General features: G+C 69.9%; 11 protein-coding genes and 4 pseudogenes. 7 read left to right on the top strand and 8 right to left on the bottom strand.

Annotation, left to right across the window (positions count from 1 at the left end; all coding sequences use genetic code 11):
- The 5 genes and pseudogenes from ECOMGDLI_RS37035 to ECOMGDLI_RS26045 form a co-directional block, all read right to left on the bottom strand.
- Nucleotides 1–121: pseudogene (locus tag ECOMGDLI_RS37035) on the bottom strand (sugar phosphate isomerase/epimerase); the annotation flags it as partial.
- Nucleotides 122–125: 4 nt separating this feature from the next.
- Nucleotides 126–941 (bottom strand): ATP-binding cassette domain-containing protein, encoded by an 816-nt coding sequence (locus tag ECOMGDLI_RS26060; RefSeq protein WP_088319759.1) that lies wholly within the window; start codon nucleotides 939–941, stop codon nucleotides 126–128.
- A 1-nt stretch (nucleotide 942) separates the two neighbouring features.
- Nucleotides 943–2,001 carry an ABC transporter permease gene (locus ECOMGDLI_RS26055; protein WP_088319758.1) on the bottom strand — a complete coding sequence of 353 codons (1,059 nt, stop codon included), beginning with the start codon at nucleotides 1,999–2,001 and terminating at the stop codon, nucleotides 943–945.
- Between the two features lie 99 nt (nucleotides 2,002–2,100).
- On the bottom strand, nucleotides 2,101–3,195 hold the full coding sequence (locus ECOMGDLI_RS26050; protein WP_088319757.1) for a sugar ABC transporter substrate-binding protein: 1,095 nt from the start codon (nucleotides 3,193–3,195) through the stop codon (nucleotides 2,101–2,103).
- A 234-nt stretch (nucleotides 3,196–3,429) separates the two neighbouring features.
- Complete coding sequence (locus ECOMGDLI_RS26045) at nucleotides 3,430–4,611, bottom strand: Gfo/Idh/MocA family protein (RefSeq protein ID WP_088319756.1); 1,182 nt, start codon at nucleotides 4,609–4,611, stop codon at nucleotides 3,430–3,432.
- Nucleotides 4,612–4,796: 185 nt separating this feature from the next.
- Between ECOMGDLI_RS26045 and ECOMGDLI_RS26040 the strand changes: the two genes are divergently transcribed.
- Nucleotides 4,797–5,834 carry a LacI family DNA-binding transcriptional regulator gene (locus ECOMGDLI_RS26040; protein ID WP_088319755.1) on the top strand — a complete coding sequence of 346 codons (1,038 nt, stop codon included), beginning with the start codon at nucleotides 4,797–4,799 and terminating at the stop codon, nucleotides 5,832–5,834.
- Between the two features lie 535 nt (nucleotides 5,835–6,369).
- On the opposite strand, the pseudogene ECOMGDLI_RS37030 reads toward ECOMGDLI_RS26040, so the two are convergent.
- The 3 genes and pseudogenes from ECOMGDLI_RS37030 to ECOMGDLI_RS26030 all read right to left on the bottom strand — a co-directional run.
- A pseudogene (locus ECOMGDLI_RS37030) lies at nucleotides 6,370–7,659 on the bottom strand (glycoside hydrolase family 3 C-terminal domain-containing protein); the annotation flags it as partial.
- Between the two features lies 1 nt (nucleotide 7,660).
- Nucleotides 7,661–8,709, bottom strand: a 1,049-nt coding sequence (locus ECOMGDLI_RS37025) for a glycoside hydrolase family 3 protein (RefSeq protein ID WP_369812792.1), incomplete at its 3' end; no start/stop codon positions are given.
- Nucleotides 8,710–8,777: 68 nt separating this feature from the next.
- Nucleotides 8,778–9,839, bottom strand: coding sequence for a LacI family DNA-binding transcriptional regulator (locus ECOMGDLI_RS26030; RefSeq protein ID WP_088319753.1), 1,062 nt, complete (start codon nucleotides 9,837–9,839; stop codon nucleotides 8,778–8,780).
- A gap of 344 nt (nucleotides 9,840–10,183) precedes the next feature.
- On the opposite strand from ECOMGDLI_RS26030, the gene ECOMGDLI_RS26025 reads away from it, so the two are divergent.
- From ECOMGDLI_RS26025 to ECOMGDLI_RS26005, 6 genes and pseudogenes are all read left to right on the top strand, one after another.
- A complete protein-coding gene (locus tag ECOMGDLI_RS26025; RefSeq protein WP_088319752.1) occupies nucleotides 10,184–11,512 on the top strand; it encodes an ABC transporter substrate-binding protein in 1,329 nt (442 codons plus the stop codon).
- Between the two features lie 103 nt (nucleotides 11,513–11,615).
- A complete protein-coding gene (locus ECOMGDLI_RS26020) occupies nucleotides 11,616–12,482 on the top strand; it encodes a carbohydrate ABC transporter permease (RefSeq protein ID WP_088319751.1) in 867 nt (288 codons plus the stop codon).
- On the top strand, nucleotides 12,479–13,330 hold the full coding sequence (locus tag ECOMGDLI_RS26015) for a carbohydrate ABC transporter permease (RefSeq protein WP_198955192.1): 852 nt from the start codon (nucleotides 12,479–12,481) through the stop codon (nucleotides 13,328–13,330). Before ECOMGDLI_RS26020 ends, ECOMGDLI_RS26015 begins: the two co-directional genes overlap by 4 nt.
- Before the next feature lie 152 nt (nucleotides 13,331–13,482).
- A pseudogene (locus tag ECOMGDLI_RS37020) lies at nucleotides 13,483–14,248 on the top strand (TIM barrel protein); the annotation flags it as partial.
- Nucleotide 14,249: 1 nt separating this feature from the next.
- Nucleotides 14,250–14,647: pseudogene (locus ECOMGDLI_RS37015) on the top strand (rhamnose isomerase); the annotation flags it as partial.
- Between the two features lie 131 nt (nucleotides 14,648–14,778).
- Nucleotides 14,779–15,645, top strand: coding sequence for a class II aldolase/adducin family protein (locus ECOMGDLI_RS26005; RefSeq protein WP_198955189.1), 867 nt, complete (start codon nucleotides 14,779–14,781; stop codon nucleotides 15,643–15,645).
- The last annotated feature ends 11 nt before the right edge of the window (nucleotides 15,646–15,656 follow it).

The following is a 15,656-nucleotide window of genomic DNA, read 5'->3' as shown; positions in this document are numbered from 1 at the left end:
ACGGCATGAAGTCCTCACGCGGACTCAGCTCGATCCACTCGTACCCCAGGTCCGCCACCACACCGGGCAGCTCGAGCAGCGGCACGCGCCGCAGCATGTAAGGGTCCAGAGCCAGCTTCACGGCGTCACGCCCCGGCCTGGAGCTTGTCGAGCTCGGCCTCGAGCTCGGCCATCGCCTCGCCGCCGGCCATCAGGTCGGTGATCTGCTCGCGGGTGCGCTCGCCCTTGTGGAAGTCGTCGGCCTTGCGGCCGTGGATGAGGACGGCGAAGTGGTCGCCGACCATCATCGCGTGCAGCACGTTGTGGGTGACGAAGACGACGGCGATGCCCTTGGCCCTGGCCTGCATGATGATCCGCAGGACATGGCTGGCCTCCTTGACCCCGAGGGCGGCGGTGGGCTCGTCGAGGATGAGCACCTTCGCGCCGAAGTAGACGGCGCGGGCGATCGCGAGGGTCTGTCGTTCGCCGCCGGAGAGGGAGCCGACGAGCCGATTGCCGTCGGTGACCCGGGTGATGCCGAGGGAGCGCATCTCGCGGACGGCGACCTCACCGGCGAACTTCTTGTCGAACCACTTCAGCGGTCCCCGGCCCTTGCTCGGCTCGACCCCGACCCAGAACGAGCGGCCGACGCTCATGAGCGGGAAGGTGCCGCCGAACTGGTGGACCGTGGCGATGCCGCGGTCGCTGGCGTCGCGGGGGCTCTTGAAGACGACCGGTTCGCCGTCGACCTCCATCGTGCCGGTGGTCGGGGCGTGGAACCCCGAGAGGATCTTGATGAGGGTGGACTTTCCGGCGCCGTTGTCGCCGAGCAGGCACAGGACCTGGCCGGCGTGAACCTCGAGGGAGATGTCCTGGAGGGCGTTGGTGCCGACGAAGGTCTTGCTGACGTCGGCGAGCCGCAGGATCGGGGTGGTCGCGGCGGGTGGCGTGGGCTGGTTCATGTCAGGCCTTCTTCCCGGCACGGGCGGACAGTGCGAGACGGCGGAAGGTGTTGTTCATGAGGACGGCGGCAAGGATGAGGACGCCGAGGATGAAGCTGGCCCAGTCGGCGTTCCAGCCGGTGTAGTAGATGCCCTGGTTGACGATGGCGAAGGTCAGGGTGCCGAGGATGACGCCGATGACGGAGCCGTAGCCGCCGGTGAGCAGGACACCGCCGACGACGACGGCGATGATCGAGTTGAAGACGAAGGACTGGCCGTTGGCGACCTGGGCGCCGTTGTAGAGGCAGGTCTGGATGACCCCCACAAGTGCGGCGCCGAAGCCGGAGGCGACGTAGAGGACGACCTTGAGCCGTTCGGTCGGGATGCCGCAGGCGCGGGCGCTGACCGGGTCACCGCCGACGGCGAGGACCCAGTTGCCGTACTTGGTCATCTGAAGGACCCAGGCGACCACGGCCGCGACGGCGAGCCACCAGAAGATCGCCACCTCGAACTGGCCGCCGATGAGGGTCCCGAAGACCGCCTTCGAGGCCGGGTCGGGCTTGATCCCGACGCTCGTGGTCCCGGTGATGACGCGGGACAGGCCCAGGGTGAGGCCGGCCATCCCGAAGTTGGTGGCGAGGGTGACGACGAAGGACGGCACGTTGGTCCGGGTCACGAGCAGCCCGTTGAGCAGGCCGGTGACGACGCCGGCGGCGAGCGCGAGGACGATGCCGAGGATCATCGGGCCGCCCCAGTGGCCGGAGACGATCGCCAGCGTCATGGAGCTGGACGCGAGGACCGACCCGACGGACAGGTCGAGCTCGCCGGCGACCATGAGCAGGCCGACGGGGATGGCGATGATGCCGAGCTCGGCGGCGACGTTGAGCCAGCTGGCGGTGCCGCCGGCGGCGAGGAACTTGCTGCCGCCGAAGACGGCGAAGAAGACGAAGACCCCGAGGGTTCCGATCAGGGCGCCGGCCTCGGGCCGGTAGACCAGACCACGGATCGACAGGGGGGACGGCGGGCGGGGCGCGGCACCGGACGGCGCCTGCGGCCGGGCTTCGGAGAGCTGTGCGGACATGGCGGGTCGTACCACCTTCGTGGGGGTGCGAGCGGGACGAGCAGACGGACCTGGCGGGCGGGGTCGCAGGGCTCGCGACCCCGCCGCCAGCTCGTCAGGTCAGCGGACGCCGGCCTTGACGCCGGAGATGGCGGCGTCGACGTTGTCCTTGCTGACGATGGCCGGGCCGGTGAGGACGGACTCCTGGGCGACGCGCAGGCCGTAGGCGTTGTACGCGTAGGCCTGGGAGACCGCGAGGTAGCCCTGCAGGTAGGGCTGCTGGTCGATGCAGAACAGCTGCTTGCCGTCCTTGATCCGGGACAGCTGGTTGTCGTCCATGTCGAAGGTGCCGAGCTTGACCTTGCCGGTGGCCTCGGCCTGGTCGATCGCGGCGGCCGCGCTGTCGGCGTCCTGGGTGGCGATCGTGACGACGCCGTCGATGCTCGGGTCCTTGAGCAGGGCCGCCTTGATGGCCTGCGTGACGGCCGTCGGGTTGCCGAAGTTCGACGACGGCAGCGGCAGCTGGCTGGACTTCCCGCCCGAGGCGGAGATGCCCTCGCTGACGCCCTTGCAGCGGGCCTCGGTGTTGGCCGCGCCGGGCAGGGTGTTGACGCACAGGACGTTCTTCGCGCCGTTCGTGCCGAAGAACTCCCCACCGGCCTTGCCGGCGAGCTCCTCCTCGGAGCCGACGTAGGACAGGGCACCGATGTTCTTCGCCTCGGTCACGCCACCGGCGTTGTACAGGAAGACCGGGATACCGGCGTCGGTGAGCGTCTTGAACGCCTGGTTCTGCGCGTCCGGGACCCAGTCGGCACCGATGAGCGCGGTGGCGCCCTGGCTCTTCGCGGACAGGATGAGCTTGGCGGCGTCGGGGCCGAGGTTGTCGTAGTTCTGCGGGCCGAGCCAGGTCACCTTGCCACCGGCCGCCTCGACGACCTTGGCGGCGTCGTCGACGCCACGCTTGACCTTGGACCAGAACGGGTCGTCGGACTTGCCGCCGACGACGAAGATCGAGATGTTGCTGCTGCCGCCCGAGCCGGCGGCCGGGGCCGCGCTCGTGGCCGAGCCGCCGGCCGGTGCGGCGGAGGTGCTGCTGGAGCCGCCGCTGGAGGTGGCGCCGCTGCTGCAGGCGGTCAGGGCCGCGGCGGCGAGCAGGCCGACGACGGCCGTGCGGGTGCGGGTGGAGGGTCGCCGGTGGGCGAGGGTGCCCTTCATCTGGGGGACTCCTGTGTCGGGTCTGGCGGTGGTCAGGCGAGGCACGCCTGGTCCGGTCGCTGGTCAGGGGAGGTGCCGTGCGGGCCGTGCGGGATTCCGTTCACCCCCCGCGGCCGGCGGGTCACGCCGGTGATCGAGGAGCTGGTGCTGGTGCATCCGGTGCGGGTCTCGGGTGGTGACCGGCCCCGGGGAGCGCGCGCCCGTCGGCCGGGCCTACGGGCGCGCGGGTGCCGGTCAGGGGACCTTGACCTCGGTGCCGCCGCTGAGGGCGGACTCGGTGATGGCCTGCAGGAGCCGCAGGTTGCGCAGGCCGTGCTCGAAGGAGGGCACCTTGGGCAGCCGGTCCAGGCCGGCGACCTGCTCGAGGAACGCGCGGGCCTGGAACACGAACAGGTCGTTCTGGCCGTAGCCGACACCCGGGAAGTCCATCGCCAGCCCTCCGGTGAGGTACGGGTGAGCGGGTCCGACGACGACCTGCCGGTAGCCGGCGGTCGGCCCGGTGACGGACTTGTCCATGTAGCCGAACTCGCCGGCGCGGACCAGGTCGAAGGTCGCGGCGGCGTTCTCGGCGAACAGCTCGAAGCCGAGGGAGTTGGCCAGGCCGATCGCCACCCGCGAGGCCGACATCGTGGCGGTGGCCCCCGAGGCGAAGGTGGCGGTGAAGGTGACGAGGTCCTCGTTCTCGACAGGCTCGACGACGTCGCTCAGGGCGGCCGCGGCGTGCCCGACCGCGTTGCCCAGCGGCAGGGCCCGCTCGGTGACGAAGGTCGACAGGACCGAGCCGCGGACGGACTCGATCGGGCCGCACACGAACTCGGCGAGGTCGACGAGGTGGCTGCCGATGTCGGCCAGCGCCCCCGAACCGGGGCCGCCCTTGTAGCGCCAGCTCATCGGGCCGGCGGGGTCGTTGCCGTAGTCGCACCAGTAGTGGCCGTTGAAGTGCAGCGGGCGCCCCATCGAGCCGTCCTCGACCCGGGCCTTGACGGCGGCGATCGCGGGCGAGCGACGGAAGGTGAACCCGACGGCCGTCTGCAGGTCCGGCCGGGCCGCTGCGGCCGCGACCATCGCCTCGGCGTCGGCGATCGTCGGGGCGAACGGCTTCTCGCACAGGATGTGCTTGCCTGCGGCCAGCAGTCCCTCGACGACCTCGCGGTGCAGGTGGTTGGCGACCACCACGCTCACGACGTCGATGTCGTCTGCCGCGGCGACCGCCTGCCACGACGTCTCGGCGCGCGAGTACCCGAAGCGGCGTGCGGTCTGCTCGGCGAAGTCGGAGTTGACGTCGGCGACGGCGACAAGGTCCACCGGAGGCAGGCCCGCCTCGTAGCACGTCGTCGCGGAACGGTAGCCGGCCGCGTGAGAACGGCCGGCCATCCCGGCGCCGATGACGGCGACTCCGATGCGGTCCTGGGACATGGGTGGCTCCTCGGTGCGGTGACGGTTCCGGTGGGAATACAGAGCCCGGCGCCAGGCCCTTGCCTGAGGCCTGGAAACCGGTTGAACTTGGAAACCGGTTTACATCGGTGACCGAGACTATGTGGTCCAGGTCACCCACCTGTCAAGTGTTTGTTCTGACATTCCTCGACCCCTAAGGTGACGCCATGCCGAGCGAGACAGCCGGGTCCGCCGCTACGCGGAGACCGACGATCCAGGACGTCGCCGCGGCCGCCGGCGTCTCCAAGGGGCTCGTGTCGAAAGTCTTCAACGGCGGGGCCGGGCCGAGCGCGGCGACCACGTCCCGTGTCATCGCGGTCGCCGACCGGCTCGGCTACCGCCCCAACCGCAGTGCCACCCTGCTCGCCAAGCGCCGGACCCGGCTACTCGGCGTCACGATGCTGCCGAGCAACCTGTTCCACGGCGAGCTCGCGGACCTCATCCAGCCGATAGCCGAGAAGCACGGCTACGACATCGTCCTCGGCAGCATGACCGGCTACAGCCACGAGCGTCGGGCCATCGAGACGCTCATCGACTTCCGTTGCGAGGCGCTGGTTCTCGTCGGCCCGACGATGCCCGCAGCACAGCTGGCCGCGATCATCGGCAACGTGCCCGCCGTCGTCGTCGGCCGCAAGGTCGACCTGCCGGGCGCGGACGTCGTCCGGTGCGACGACGAGCGCGGCGTCCACGACGTCATCGACCACCTGGTCGCCCTCGGTCACCGCCGGATCGCCCATCTCGACGGCGGAAGCGGCGCCATCGCCGCCCTGCGGCGCCGCGCCTACCGCGCCGCGATGACCCGGCACCGGCTCGAGCCGGTCGTCCTGCCCGGCGGCATGACCGAGGAGGACGGCGCCCGCGCCGTCACCGACCTCCTCGGCCACTCCGCCGGCGTCGACGTCACAGCGGTCGCCACGTACAACGACCGCTGTGCCGTCGGCGTCCTGGACGCCCTCGCCCGCCGCGGCATCGACGTCCCGGGCGAGATCTCGGTCGCGGGATTCGACGACAGCCTCCAGGCCCGCCATGCCCTCATCGAGCTGACGACCGTCGACCAGTCCTCCGCCGAGCAGGCGCGACTGGCCATCCAGGCCGTCATGGAACGCCTCGACGGCACCCGGGCGGAGCGCCGCGAGATCGTCCTTCCCCCGGCGCTGATCGTCCGTCGCACGACCGCCCGCGTGGGCCGACGACGTGGGGAGTAGCGGACGTGCAACGCTCGTGACGGTCGAGCGACCGGCTGACTCGGCACCGGCCTACCGCACGGTCCTCCGGCCGGGCTGAGACCGCGCAGTCGACAGGGCCCCGGGGTAGACGGAGCGACCGAGGTCATATCGACCTCCACGGACCCCGGAGGCGAGGCCCAACATGCAGTCCGGGTAGCCGCGACAAGCGCCGACAGGTTGCGGTGATTCTCGCCCAGGAGACGCCCAGAAGATCCTCACCAGACGACGACNCCCTGGCCACCGCAAAAGGGCCTCTGATCAGCGAAAACGCGAAGCATCGCCGCTGGTCACAGGCCCTTTCTCGTTCTCAGGGCCTCCGTGGCGGTCGACGACCACCGGAGACAGCCGGACGCCACCGGACAGCCGATTCTTCAAGATCACGCCCATAGTGCGCCCACGGGCAGCGGCTCAGTGTCCGCGCCGGAACAGGTCATGCGGTCGCTGACCAGGCACGACGACGAACTCGTTCGGACCCGCCCAGAAGTGATCGTCCGATTGACGGTCGGAAGTTCGATCAGACCGCTGAGTCGTCCGCGGCGAAGATTTCGAATTCGGCGGTGAGGTGGGCGGAGGGCCGGGAGCTGCGGCCGACGCGGAGCTGGAACCGGCCGGGTTCGACGACCCTGTGCCCATCGGCGTCGACGATGGTGCAGTCGGACGCCGGCACCTGGAGCGTGACTGGAACCGACGCGCCAGGGGGCACGGTGACCTGAGTCCAGGCTTTGAGTTCCTGCTCGGCCCAGGTTGCGCTGGTGACGAGGTCGCTGATGTAGGCCTGCACGGTTTCGAGTGCCGGTCGCCTCCCGTTGTTGGTGAGCTCGAGCCGGGCCTTGATGGTTCCGTCGGTGGGGACGAGGTCGTCCTCGAGGAAGAGGTTGCGGTACTCGAGGGTGGTGTAGGACAGGCCCTCGCCGAAGGCGAACAGGGGGTCCTGGGTGAGGTCGGCGTAGCGGTCGCCGTGCTGGCCGCGGATCTGGTTGTAGTAGCTGGGCTGCTGCCCGACGTGTCGGGGCACGGTCAGGGGTAGCCGGCCGCTGGGTTCGATGAGGCCGAGGATGAGCTCGGCGATGGCAGTGCCGCCGCGCATCCCCGGGTTGAACGCTTCGATGAGGGCGGCGACGCGTGTGGCGGACTGCGGCAGGACGCAGGGCTTGGAGTGCACGAGGACGAGGACCATGGGCGTCCCGGTCTCGACGAGCGCGTCCAGGAGGGCGATCTGAGCGCCGATGAGTTCGAGGGTGGCGGTCGATCTGCCTTCTCCGGTGAGCGCGATGCTGTCGCCGAGGACGACGACCGCGATGTCGGCGGCTGCGGTGGCGGCTACGGCTTCGTCGATGAGGGCCGGGTCCGGGGCGGCCGGGACGAGGACGGCCGGCCTGGGCTGTCCGTCCGGAAGCGGGCCGGCGTCGGGAACTGCGACGAGGGAGCCGATGTCGGCGCCGCGGGCGTGGGTGACGGTCCACGTGTCGGGGACGAGGGCACGTAGCCCGTCGAGCACGGTGTCGACGGTGTCCCGCGGGTGCCCGTCCCGCATCCAGTCGACTTGGCCGGATGCTCCGGCCCAGTCCCCGAGCAGTGCGTGCGGGTCGTCGGCATTCGGTCCGATCACCGCGACGGTGCGTGCCGGGCCTGTCGACACGGCGCGTCCGGCGTCGTTGGTGCCGCTGATCGGGTCGTGGGCCTGGTCGGGTCTGGTGAGGCCGCCGTCGATCGGGAGCGTGCCGTCGTTGCGCAGCAGGACGAGGCTCCGGCGGGCGACCTCGAGGTTGAGGGCGCGGTGGGTCGTGCTGCCGATGACCTTCTGNGGGTCTTCGAAGAGGCCGAGCTCGAACTTCAGGCGCAGGATCCGCCGGACAGCGGCGTCAATCGCGTCGACGTGAAGGGTTCCTGCCTCGATGGCCGCAAGGGCGCCGTCGATGAACGAGGGGGTGGTCATCACGAGGTCGTTGCCGGCGTTCACCGCACGGGCGGCGGCTTCGGTGATGTCGGCGCAGACCTTCTGCTCCCAGACCATCCGTCCGACGTTGTCCCAGTCGGTGACGAGGGTGCCGGTGAAACCCCACTCCTGCTTGAGGACCTCGTCGAGGAGCCACCGGTTCAAGGTGATGGGGACGCCGTCCATAGCCTGGTAGCCGAGCATGAAGGTGCGGCAACCTTCGCGGACGGCACGCTCGAACGGCGGCAGGAACCAGGAGCGCAGCTTGCGGCGGCTGATGTCGGCCTCGCTGGCGTCCCGGCCGCCCTGGGTCTCGGAGTAGCCCGCGAAGTGCTTGGCACAGGCCAGGATCGCGGTGGGGTCGTCGAGCCCGGATCCCTGGTATCCACGGATCATCGCGGCGCCGAGCTCGCCGATGAGGACCGGGTCCTCGCCGAAGGTCTCGTTGACCCGTCCCCACCGTAGGTCCCGGGTGATGCACAGGACGGGCGAGAAAGTCCAGTGGATGCCGGTCGCGGCGACCTCGACGGCCGTGGCGCGGGCGGCGCGCTCGAGGAGGTCGGCATCCCAGGTGCAGGCCATCGCGAGCTGGGTGGGGAAGATCGTGGCCCCTGGCCAGAACGAGTGGCCGTGGATGCAGTCGTCGGCCACCAGGAGCGGGATGCCGAGCCGGGTGCCGGCGGCCAGCCGGATCGCCTCGTTCATCACCGAGGGCGAGGCGTGCAGGATCGACCCGGCGAGCTGGTCGGACACCACGGTGACGATGTCGGCTCGAGCGTCGAGCTGAACCATCTGGCCGACCTTCTCCGGCAGGGTCATCCGCGCGAGCAGGTCCTCGAGGCGGGCCTCGACGGGCTGGCTGGCGTCCTGGTAGATCGGGGTCGGCAAGGTGTCCTCCGGACTTCGGGTCTTCGCCATGGGCAGCCGACGCGTCGGCCGGCATTGGGCCGATCACGCGACGGGTCGAAGCGCTGGGCGCCGGCGCGTCAGGCCACGGTCGCGACGTCACCGGTGTCGGCGGGTGGGGCGCTGGAGCCGCGGACGACCAGGCTGGGTGTGATGGACAGCGACATCGGCGCGGTCCTGCCCTCGATCCTCTCCAGCAGCAGCCGCGCGGCGGTGTCCCCCACGAGGCGGGCCTCCTGGTCGACCGACGACAGGTCGATCTGGGGGACGGCGGCGATCGAGGAGTTGTCGTAGGCGACGAGCGAGAGGTCCTGCGGGACGGACAGGCCCAACTCGGCGGCGGCGCGGAGCACTCCGAGCGCCGCGATGTCCGCGCCGATGAAGATCGCGGTCGGGCGGGGTTCCTGCCGCAGCAGGGTCATGGCCCCGGTGTAGCCGCCGTCCTCGGTGTACCCGGTGGTCGCGACCGTGACGCAGCCTTCGAGGCCGTGCTCGCGCATCCGCTCGCGGTAGCCGCGCAGCCGTGCCGTCTGCGGGAGCAGGTTCGGTGCGCGCAGGCCGCCGTCGCCGTGGGCGATGTGCGCGATCCGGCGGTGGCCGAGGGCGACCAGGTGGTCGACCACCAGGTGCGCGCCGTGGACGTCGTCCCCGACGACCGAGTCGTAGACGGTGGAGCGGCCGTGCCGGGCGACGACGACGGTCGGGACGGCGGCCCCGAGCTCGTCGAGCCAGGGCTGCGCCATCTCCGGGGAGATCAGGATCAGGCCGTCGACCTGGCGGTCGACCATGCCTTCCACGGTGCGTCGCTGGTCGGCGCCGGTGGCGCGCCCGGTCCCCATGATGACGACGTACTGGGTGCCGTCGATGTGCCCCATGATCGAGTCGATCACGGCGGCGATGTACGGGTTGTGCACGTCGGGGACGAGGACGCCGAGGGTGTAGCTGCGCCCGCGCATCCCGCGGGCGCCTGCGTGCGGGCGGTATCCGAGCTCCTTGATGGCCGCCTGGACCTTCGCGCGCATCTCAGGGCTCACCCCGTAGGCGTCGCGCAGCACGTTGGAGACCGCCGACGAGGACACCCCGCAGTGGGCCGCGACGTCGTTGATCGTCACGCGTCTGCGACCGCCGCGGTCGACGCTCATGCCGGACCTCCTCTACCTCGCCCGACGATGATTCCGTGTCGGCCGACTGCTCGCGCCATCGTCGCACGTTTTCCATGGAACGTACCAGACCCAGGCGCCGGAGAACGTGCCGGGCCGACAGGGGCGACGGCACGTCAGCGAGCTGGATGCAATGTGCTCGCCGTCACGTGCTCCGCACCGGAAGAAGGCCTCAGAACCGGCATTCGGTACATGATCCACCTCGATCTCGTGTCTGAAACGTTGCAATCAGATTGCCGAGAACCCTTGACGGCGGACTGGAGAGGCGACGAAAGTACTCCGCAGTTCCATGGAACGATCCACAAGATCACATCAACGGAGGCATCATGAAGCTCAAGCGCTACCGCTTCGCGGTCGCCGCGCTCGCCGGGTCGGCCCTGTTCGGGCTGACGGCGTGCGGCGGCGGCAGCAGCGCAGGGACCGGCGCGGGTTCGGCGTCGTCGGCCGGTTCGGCCGCGAGCAAGACCGAGATCACGCTGCTCGTCGACAACGGCGAGGGCAGCGTCAAGGCGGCCAACGCGGAGATCGCGGCGTTCCAGAAGGCCAACCCGGACATCACCGTGAAGCTCAGTACCCGCCCCGGAGGCGGTGACGGCGACAACCTCGTCAAGACCAAGCTGTCGACCGGCGTCATGGAGGACGTCTTCTGGTACAACTCCGGGTCCCTGCTGCAGGCCCTGGCGCCCGAGAAGAGCCTGGTCGACCTCACGGGCGACGCCGCCATCAAGGACGTCGACCCGTCGTTCCTGCCGGCCGTCACCCAGGGCGGCAAGGTCTACGGCGCACCGTGGGGCACCGCCTTCGGCGGCGGCATCCTGTATAACAAGGACGTCTACTCCAAGCTCGGCCTGACGGTGCCGAAGTCCTGGGCCGAGTTCGAGGCCAACAGCGAGAAGATCAAGGCAGCCGGGATCGACCCGGTGATCCAGACCTACAAGGACACCTGGACCTCCCAGCTCCTGGTCCTGGGCGACTTCTACAACGTCTCCAAGGCGAACCCGAACTGGGCCACCGACTACACCGCCAACAAGGTCAAGTACGCGACCGACGCCGCGGCGCTGCGTGGCTTCGAGAAGCTCGCCGAGGTCAAGGCCAAGGGCTGGGTCAACAGGAGCTCCGGGTCGATGACCTTCGACCAGGGCATGAAGTACCTGGCGGCCGGCAAGGGCGCGCAGTACCCGATGCTCACCACCGTGATCTCGAACCTGCCCCCGGCTGACGCCGCCAAGATTGGCTTCTTCGGTCTCCCGGGCGACGACGCCGCCTCCTCGGGCGCGACGCTCTGGACGCCCGGTGGGCAGTACATCCCGAAGACGAGCAAGCACATCGACGCCGCGAAGAAGTTCGTCGCCTTCGTCGCCTCTCCGGCCGGCGCCGAGGCGTTCACCAGCGCGGTCCCGCCCACCGGCCCGTACCTGATCAAGGGCGCCACGCTCCCCGTCGACGCGCTGCCGGTCGCCAAGGACATGCAGGCGTACATCGACGCCGGGAACATCTCCCCGGCGCTGGAGTTCCTGTCGCCGGTGAAGGGCCCGGCGCTGGAGCAGATCTGTGTCGCGGTCGGCTCCGGCCAGACGTCCGCCAAGGACGGTGCGGCCCAGTACGACGCCGACGTGACCAAGCAGGCCAAGCAGCTGGGCCTGGCCGGCTGGTGACCTCGTGGTGACGCAGTCCCCTTCGGGCAAGGCCCGGTCGGTCGGTCCCCGCGGTGACGCGGGGACCGGCCGGTCCACCCCGGCGAGAGCGCGAACGTCGGGAGTGCGTGGGACCACCAAGCGCACGTACTCGTACTGGTTCTACGCCCCCGCGGGGGTCGTCTACGGCATCTTCTTCATCCTGCCGACCGTCATCTCGTTCTACTTCGCCTTCACCCGGTGGGACCTGTTCGAGTCCCACTGGATCGGCCTGGACAACTTCCGCCAGTTCTTCTCCGAGCAGTCCCTGCGCTCCAGCCTGCGCAACACCCTCGTGTACGCCGTGACCACGAGCGGGCTCAAGGTCGTCCTCGGGATGATGCTGGCGGTCCTGCTCACCTCGAGCATCCGCCTCAAGGCGATCCTGCGGGCGCTCACCTTCTTCCCCGTCCTGGTCAGCACCGTCGCCGTCGGGATCACCTTCAGCGTCCTGCTCCAGCCCGACTTCGGGATCATCAACACCGTCCTGGCCAAGGTCGGGATCACCGGCCCGGACTGGCTCGGCAACCCGACCACCGCCCTGCTGTCCGTCGCCGCCGTCGACGTCTGGAAGGGCGTCGGCCTGGCCACCGTCATCTACATCGCCGGGATCCTGTCCATCCCCCGCGACTACTACGAGGCCGTCGAGATGGACGGCGGCGGCGGCTGGACCCAGTTCCGCAACGTCACCCTCCCGCTGGCCCGGCCCGCGACGTTCACGGTGATCCTGCTGTCGTTCATCGGCGGCCTGCGCTCGTTCGACCTCATCTGGACGATGACCGGCGGCGGGCCCGGCTTCGCCAGCGACACCATCGCCTCGGTGATCTACAAGCAGTACCAGGCCGGCTTCTACGGCCTGTCGACCGCGGGCAACGTCGTCCTGTTCGTCCTGGTGTCGATCATCATCTTCCCGCTCAGCCGGTACTTCAACTCCCGGGAGGTGGACCTGTGAGCAGCCGCACCCTCAGCCCCGCAGGCCGCGCCCGGCGCCTCGGGGTCGAGGCGATCTCGCTGGTCGTCGCCCTGGTCGTCTTCGTGATCCCGTTCGTCTTCATCGTCCTGACCGCGGTCAAGGACGAGTTCCAGTCCAGCGACCTCACGTTCGCCTGGCCGACCTCCTGGCCGGTCATGGACAACATCAAACAGGTGTTCGCCGCCCGGGACGGCATGCTGCTGGTCGCCTTCAAGAACTCCACCATCGTCACCGTCGTCGCCGTGACCATCCTCGTCGTGCTCTGTGCGATGGTCGCGTTCGTCCTGCAGCGCCGGCCCGGCAAGGTCGCGAACGTCGTCAACGCGCTCATCCTGTCCGGGCTCATCATCCCGCCGGCGATCGTCCCGACGATCTGGGTGCTGCAGAAGCTGCACCTGTTCAAGACCATCCCGGGCCTGATCGTCGTCGAGGTCGCGTTCTCGATGTCGTTCACGATCCTGCTCTACCGGGCGTTCATCGCCTCGATCCCGCGCGAGCTCGACGAGGCCGCCACCATCGACGGCTGCTCCGGCCTCGCGCTGTTCTTCCGGGTCATCCTGCCGCTGCTCCGCCCGGTGACGATCACGTCGGTCCTGACGAACTCGGTGTTCATCTTCAACGACTTCGTCAACCCGCTCTACTTCACCCCCGGCGACGAGAACGCCACCGTCCAGCTCACGCTCTACAACTTCCTCAGCCAGTTCAGCACCCAGTACAACCTGCTCTTCATGAACATCCTGCTCATCACGATCCCGCCGCTGCTCGTGTTCATCCTGTTCAACGGCAAGATCGTCAGCGGGATGACCTCCGGCGCCGTCAAGGGCTGAGCCGCCACACCGGGGCCCACCATCCGGTGCGGCTGCGGGTCTCCCAGCCCGCAGCCGCACCGCACCACCGGCGCCAACCGCGCCGCCTCGCAGCGACCCTCGCCGACGACTCCGCATGCGCACCTCCGCGGCTCCAACTCGAAAGGACGACCATGGCCGACCTGCCCCCCGCCGTCACCGACACCCTGGCCACGGTGGCGATCGAGCTGCCGTCGTGGGCGTTCGGGAACTCGGGAACGAGGTTCCGGGTGTGGCCGTCGGCGGGGACGCCGCGGACGGTGCAGGAGAAGCTCGCGGACGCCGCGCAGGTGCACGCGTACACGGGTGCCGCGCCGTCGGTGGCGCTGCACATCCCGTGGGACACGGTCGACGACTGGTCGGTGCTGCGCAAGCAGGCCGAGGACCTCGGGATCGCGCTGGGGACGGTGAACTCGAACACGTTCCAGGACGAGGCGTACAAGTTCGGGTCGCTGACGTCGTCCGACGCCGGAGCGCGGCGCAAGGCGGTCGACCACCACCTGGAGTGCATCGAGATCATGCACGCGACCGGGTCGCGGGACCTGAAGATCTGGCTCGCGGACGGGGCGAACTACCCGGGGCAGAACGACCTGCGCCGCCGGCAGGACAACCTCGCGGCCTCGCTGGCGGAGATCTACGCGGCGCTCGGTCCGGAGCAGCGGCTGGTGCTGGAGTACAAGTTCTTCGAGCCGGCGTTCTACTCCACCGACGTGCCCGACTGGGGCACGGCGTTCGCCCACGTGACCGCGTTGGGGGAGCGGGCGATGGTGTGCCTGGACACCGGGCACCACGCGCCGGGGACGAACATCGAGCAGATCGTCACGACGCTGCTGCGCCTGGGGAAGCTGGGGGCGTTCGACTTCAACTCGCGGTTCTACGCCGACGACGACCTCATCGTGGNCGGACCCGTACCAGCTGTACCGGATCATGGTCGAGGTCGTCCGCGGCGGCGGTCTCGACCCGTCGTCCGAGGTCGCGCTGATGCTCGACCAGTGCCACAACATCGAGGCGAAGATCCCGGGCCAGATCCGGTCGGTCCTCAACGTGCTCGAGGCGACGGCGAGGGCGCTGCTGCTCGACCGCGCGGCGCTCGAGGCGGCGCAGGACGCGAACGACGTCCTCGCGGCGAACGAGGTGTTCATGGACGCGTTCTGGACCGACGTCCGCCCCGCGCTGGCTGCGTGGCGCGAGGAGCGCGGCCTGCCCGGTGACCCGATGAGGGCGTTCGCCGGCAGCGGCTACCTGGAGAAGATCGCCGCCGACCGGGTCGGCGGCACCCAGGCCGGCTGGGGCGCGTAGTCCCCATGGACCACCGGGGCAGGCCGCAGAAGCTGCCGGGAGACCAGTTCCCGCGACCTGCCCCGGCACAACCTGAGGCCCCCAAAGGCGGACACACCTACCCGAGACACTTCGACGAAGAGCAGGCAGCTGTGACAGCACCGACTGAGCAGACGACCACGACACCAAGCGTCCTGCGCCCCGACCTCACCGAGCTGCTCGCGAGCATGGGCGTCGCAGGCGCCCGGATCAGCGAGATCGACGCCAGCGAGGCCGGCGCGGGCAACATCTCGGCCTACCTCGGGTGGCCCGTCGAGGTCCGTCGCGCGTTCCCGCTCGCCGAGGAGGTCACCCTGCCGTGGCCGGCCCCCTCGCTGGCCGGCGGACTGGTCCTGGTCACCGGATCCGGGCGTCGGTTGCGGCAGATCGCCGACGACCCGACGGCCAACGTCGGTGCGCTGCGCGTCCACGACGGTGGCCTTACCGCGACCCTGCACACCTCGCCCCGGCGACTGTTCGAGAAGCTCACGAGCGAGCTGAACTCCCACCTCGCCGTCCACGACGACCAGGTCGCCCGTCGCGGCCTGGACTTCCACGCCGTGGTGCACGCTCAGCCGCCGCACCTGACCTACCTCAGCCACGTCCCGGCCTATCGCGACACCACCACGATGAACCAGAAGATCCTGCGCTGGGAACCCGAGAGCGTCGTCGCACTCCCCCAAGGCATCGGCGTCCTGGAGTTCATGGTCCCCGGCTCCGACGAGCTGATGGCCGCCAACGTCTCCGGGCTCCGCGACCACGAGATCGTCCTGTGGAGCAAGCACGGCGTGATGGCCCGCTCCGACCTGTCGGTGACACGCGCCGTCGACCGGATCGAGTACGCCGAGACCGGCGCCCGCTACGAGTACATGGACCTCGTCGCCGGCGGCCGCGCCCAGGGCCTCACCCCCGACGAGATCACCCGGGTCGCGACCACCTTCTCCGTCGTCTCCCCCTGGGCCACCGCCCACCGCCCCTGACCACCCCACAC

The sequence above is a fragment of the Kineosporia sp. R_H_3 genome (assembly GCF_002198675.1).
GTDB lineage: Bacteria > Actinomycetota > Actinomycetes > Actinomycetales > Kineosporiaceae > R-H-3.
This window is presented reverse-complemented; position numbering and strand designations above follow the sequence as displayed.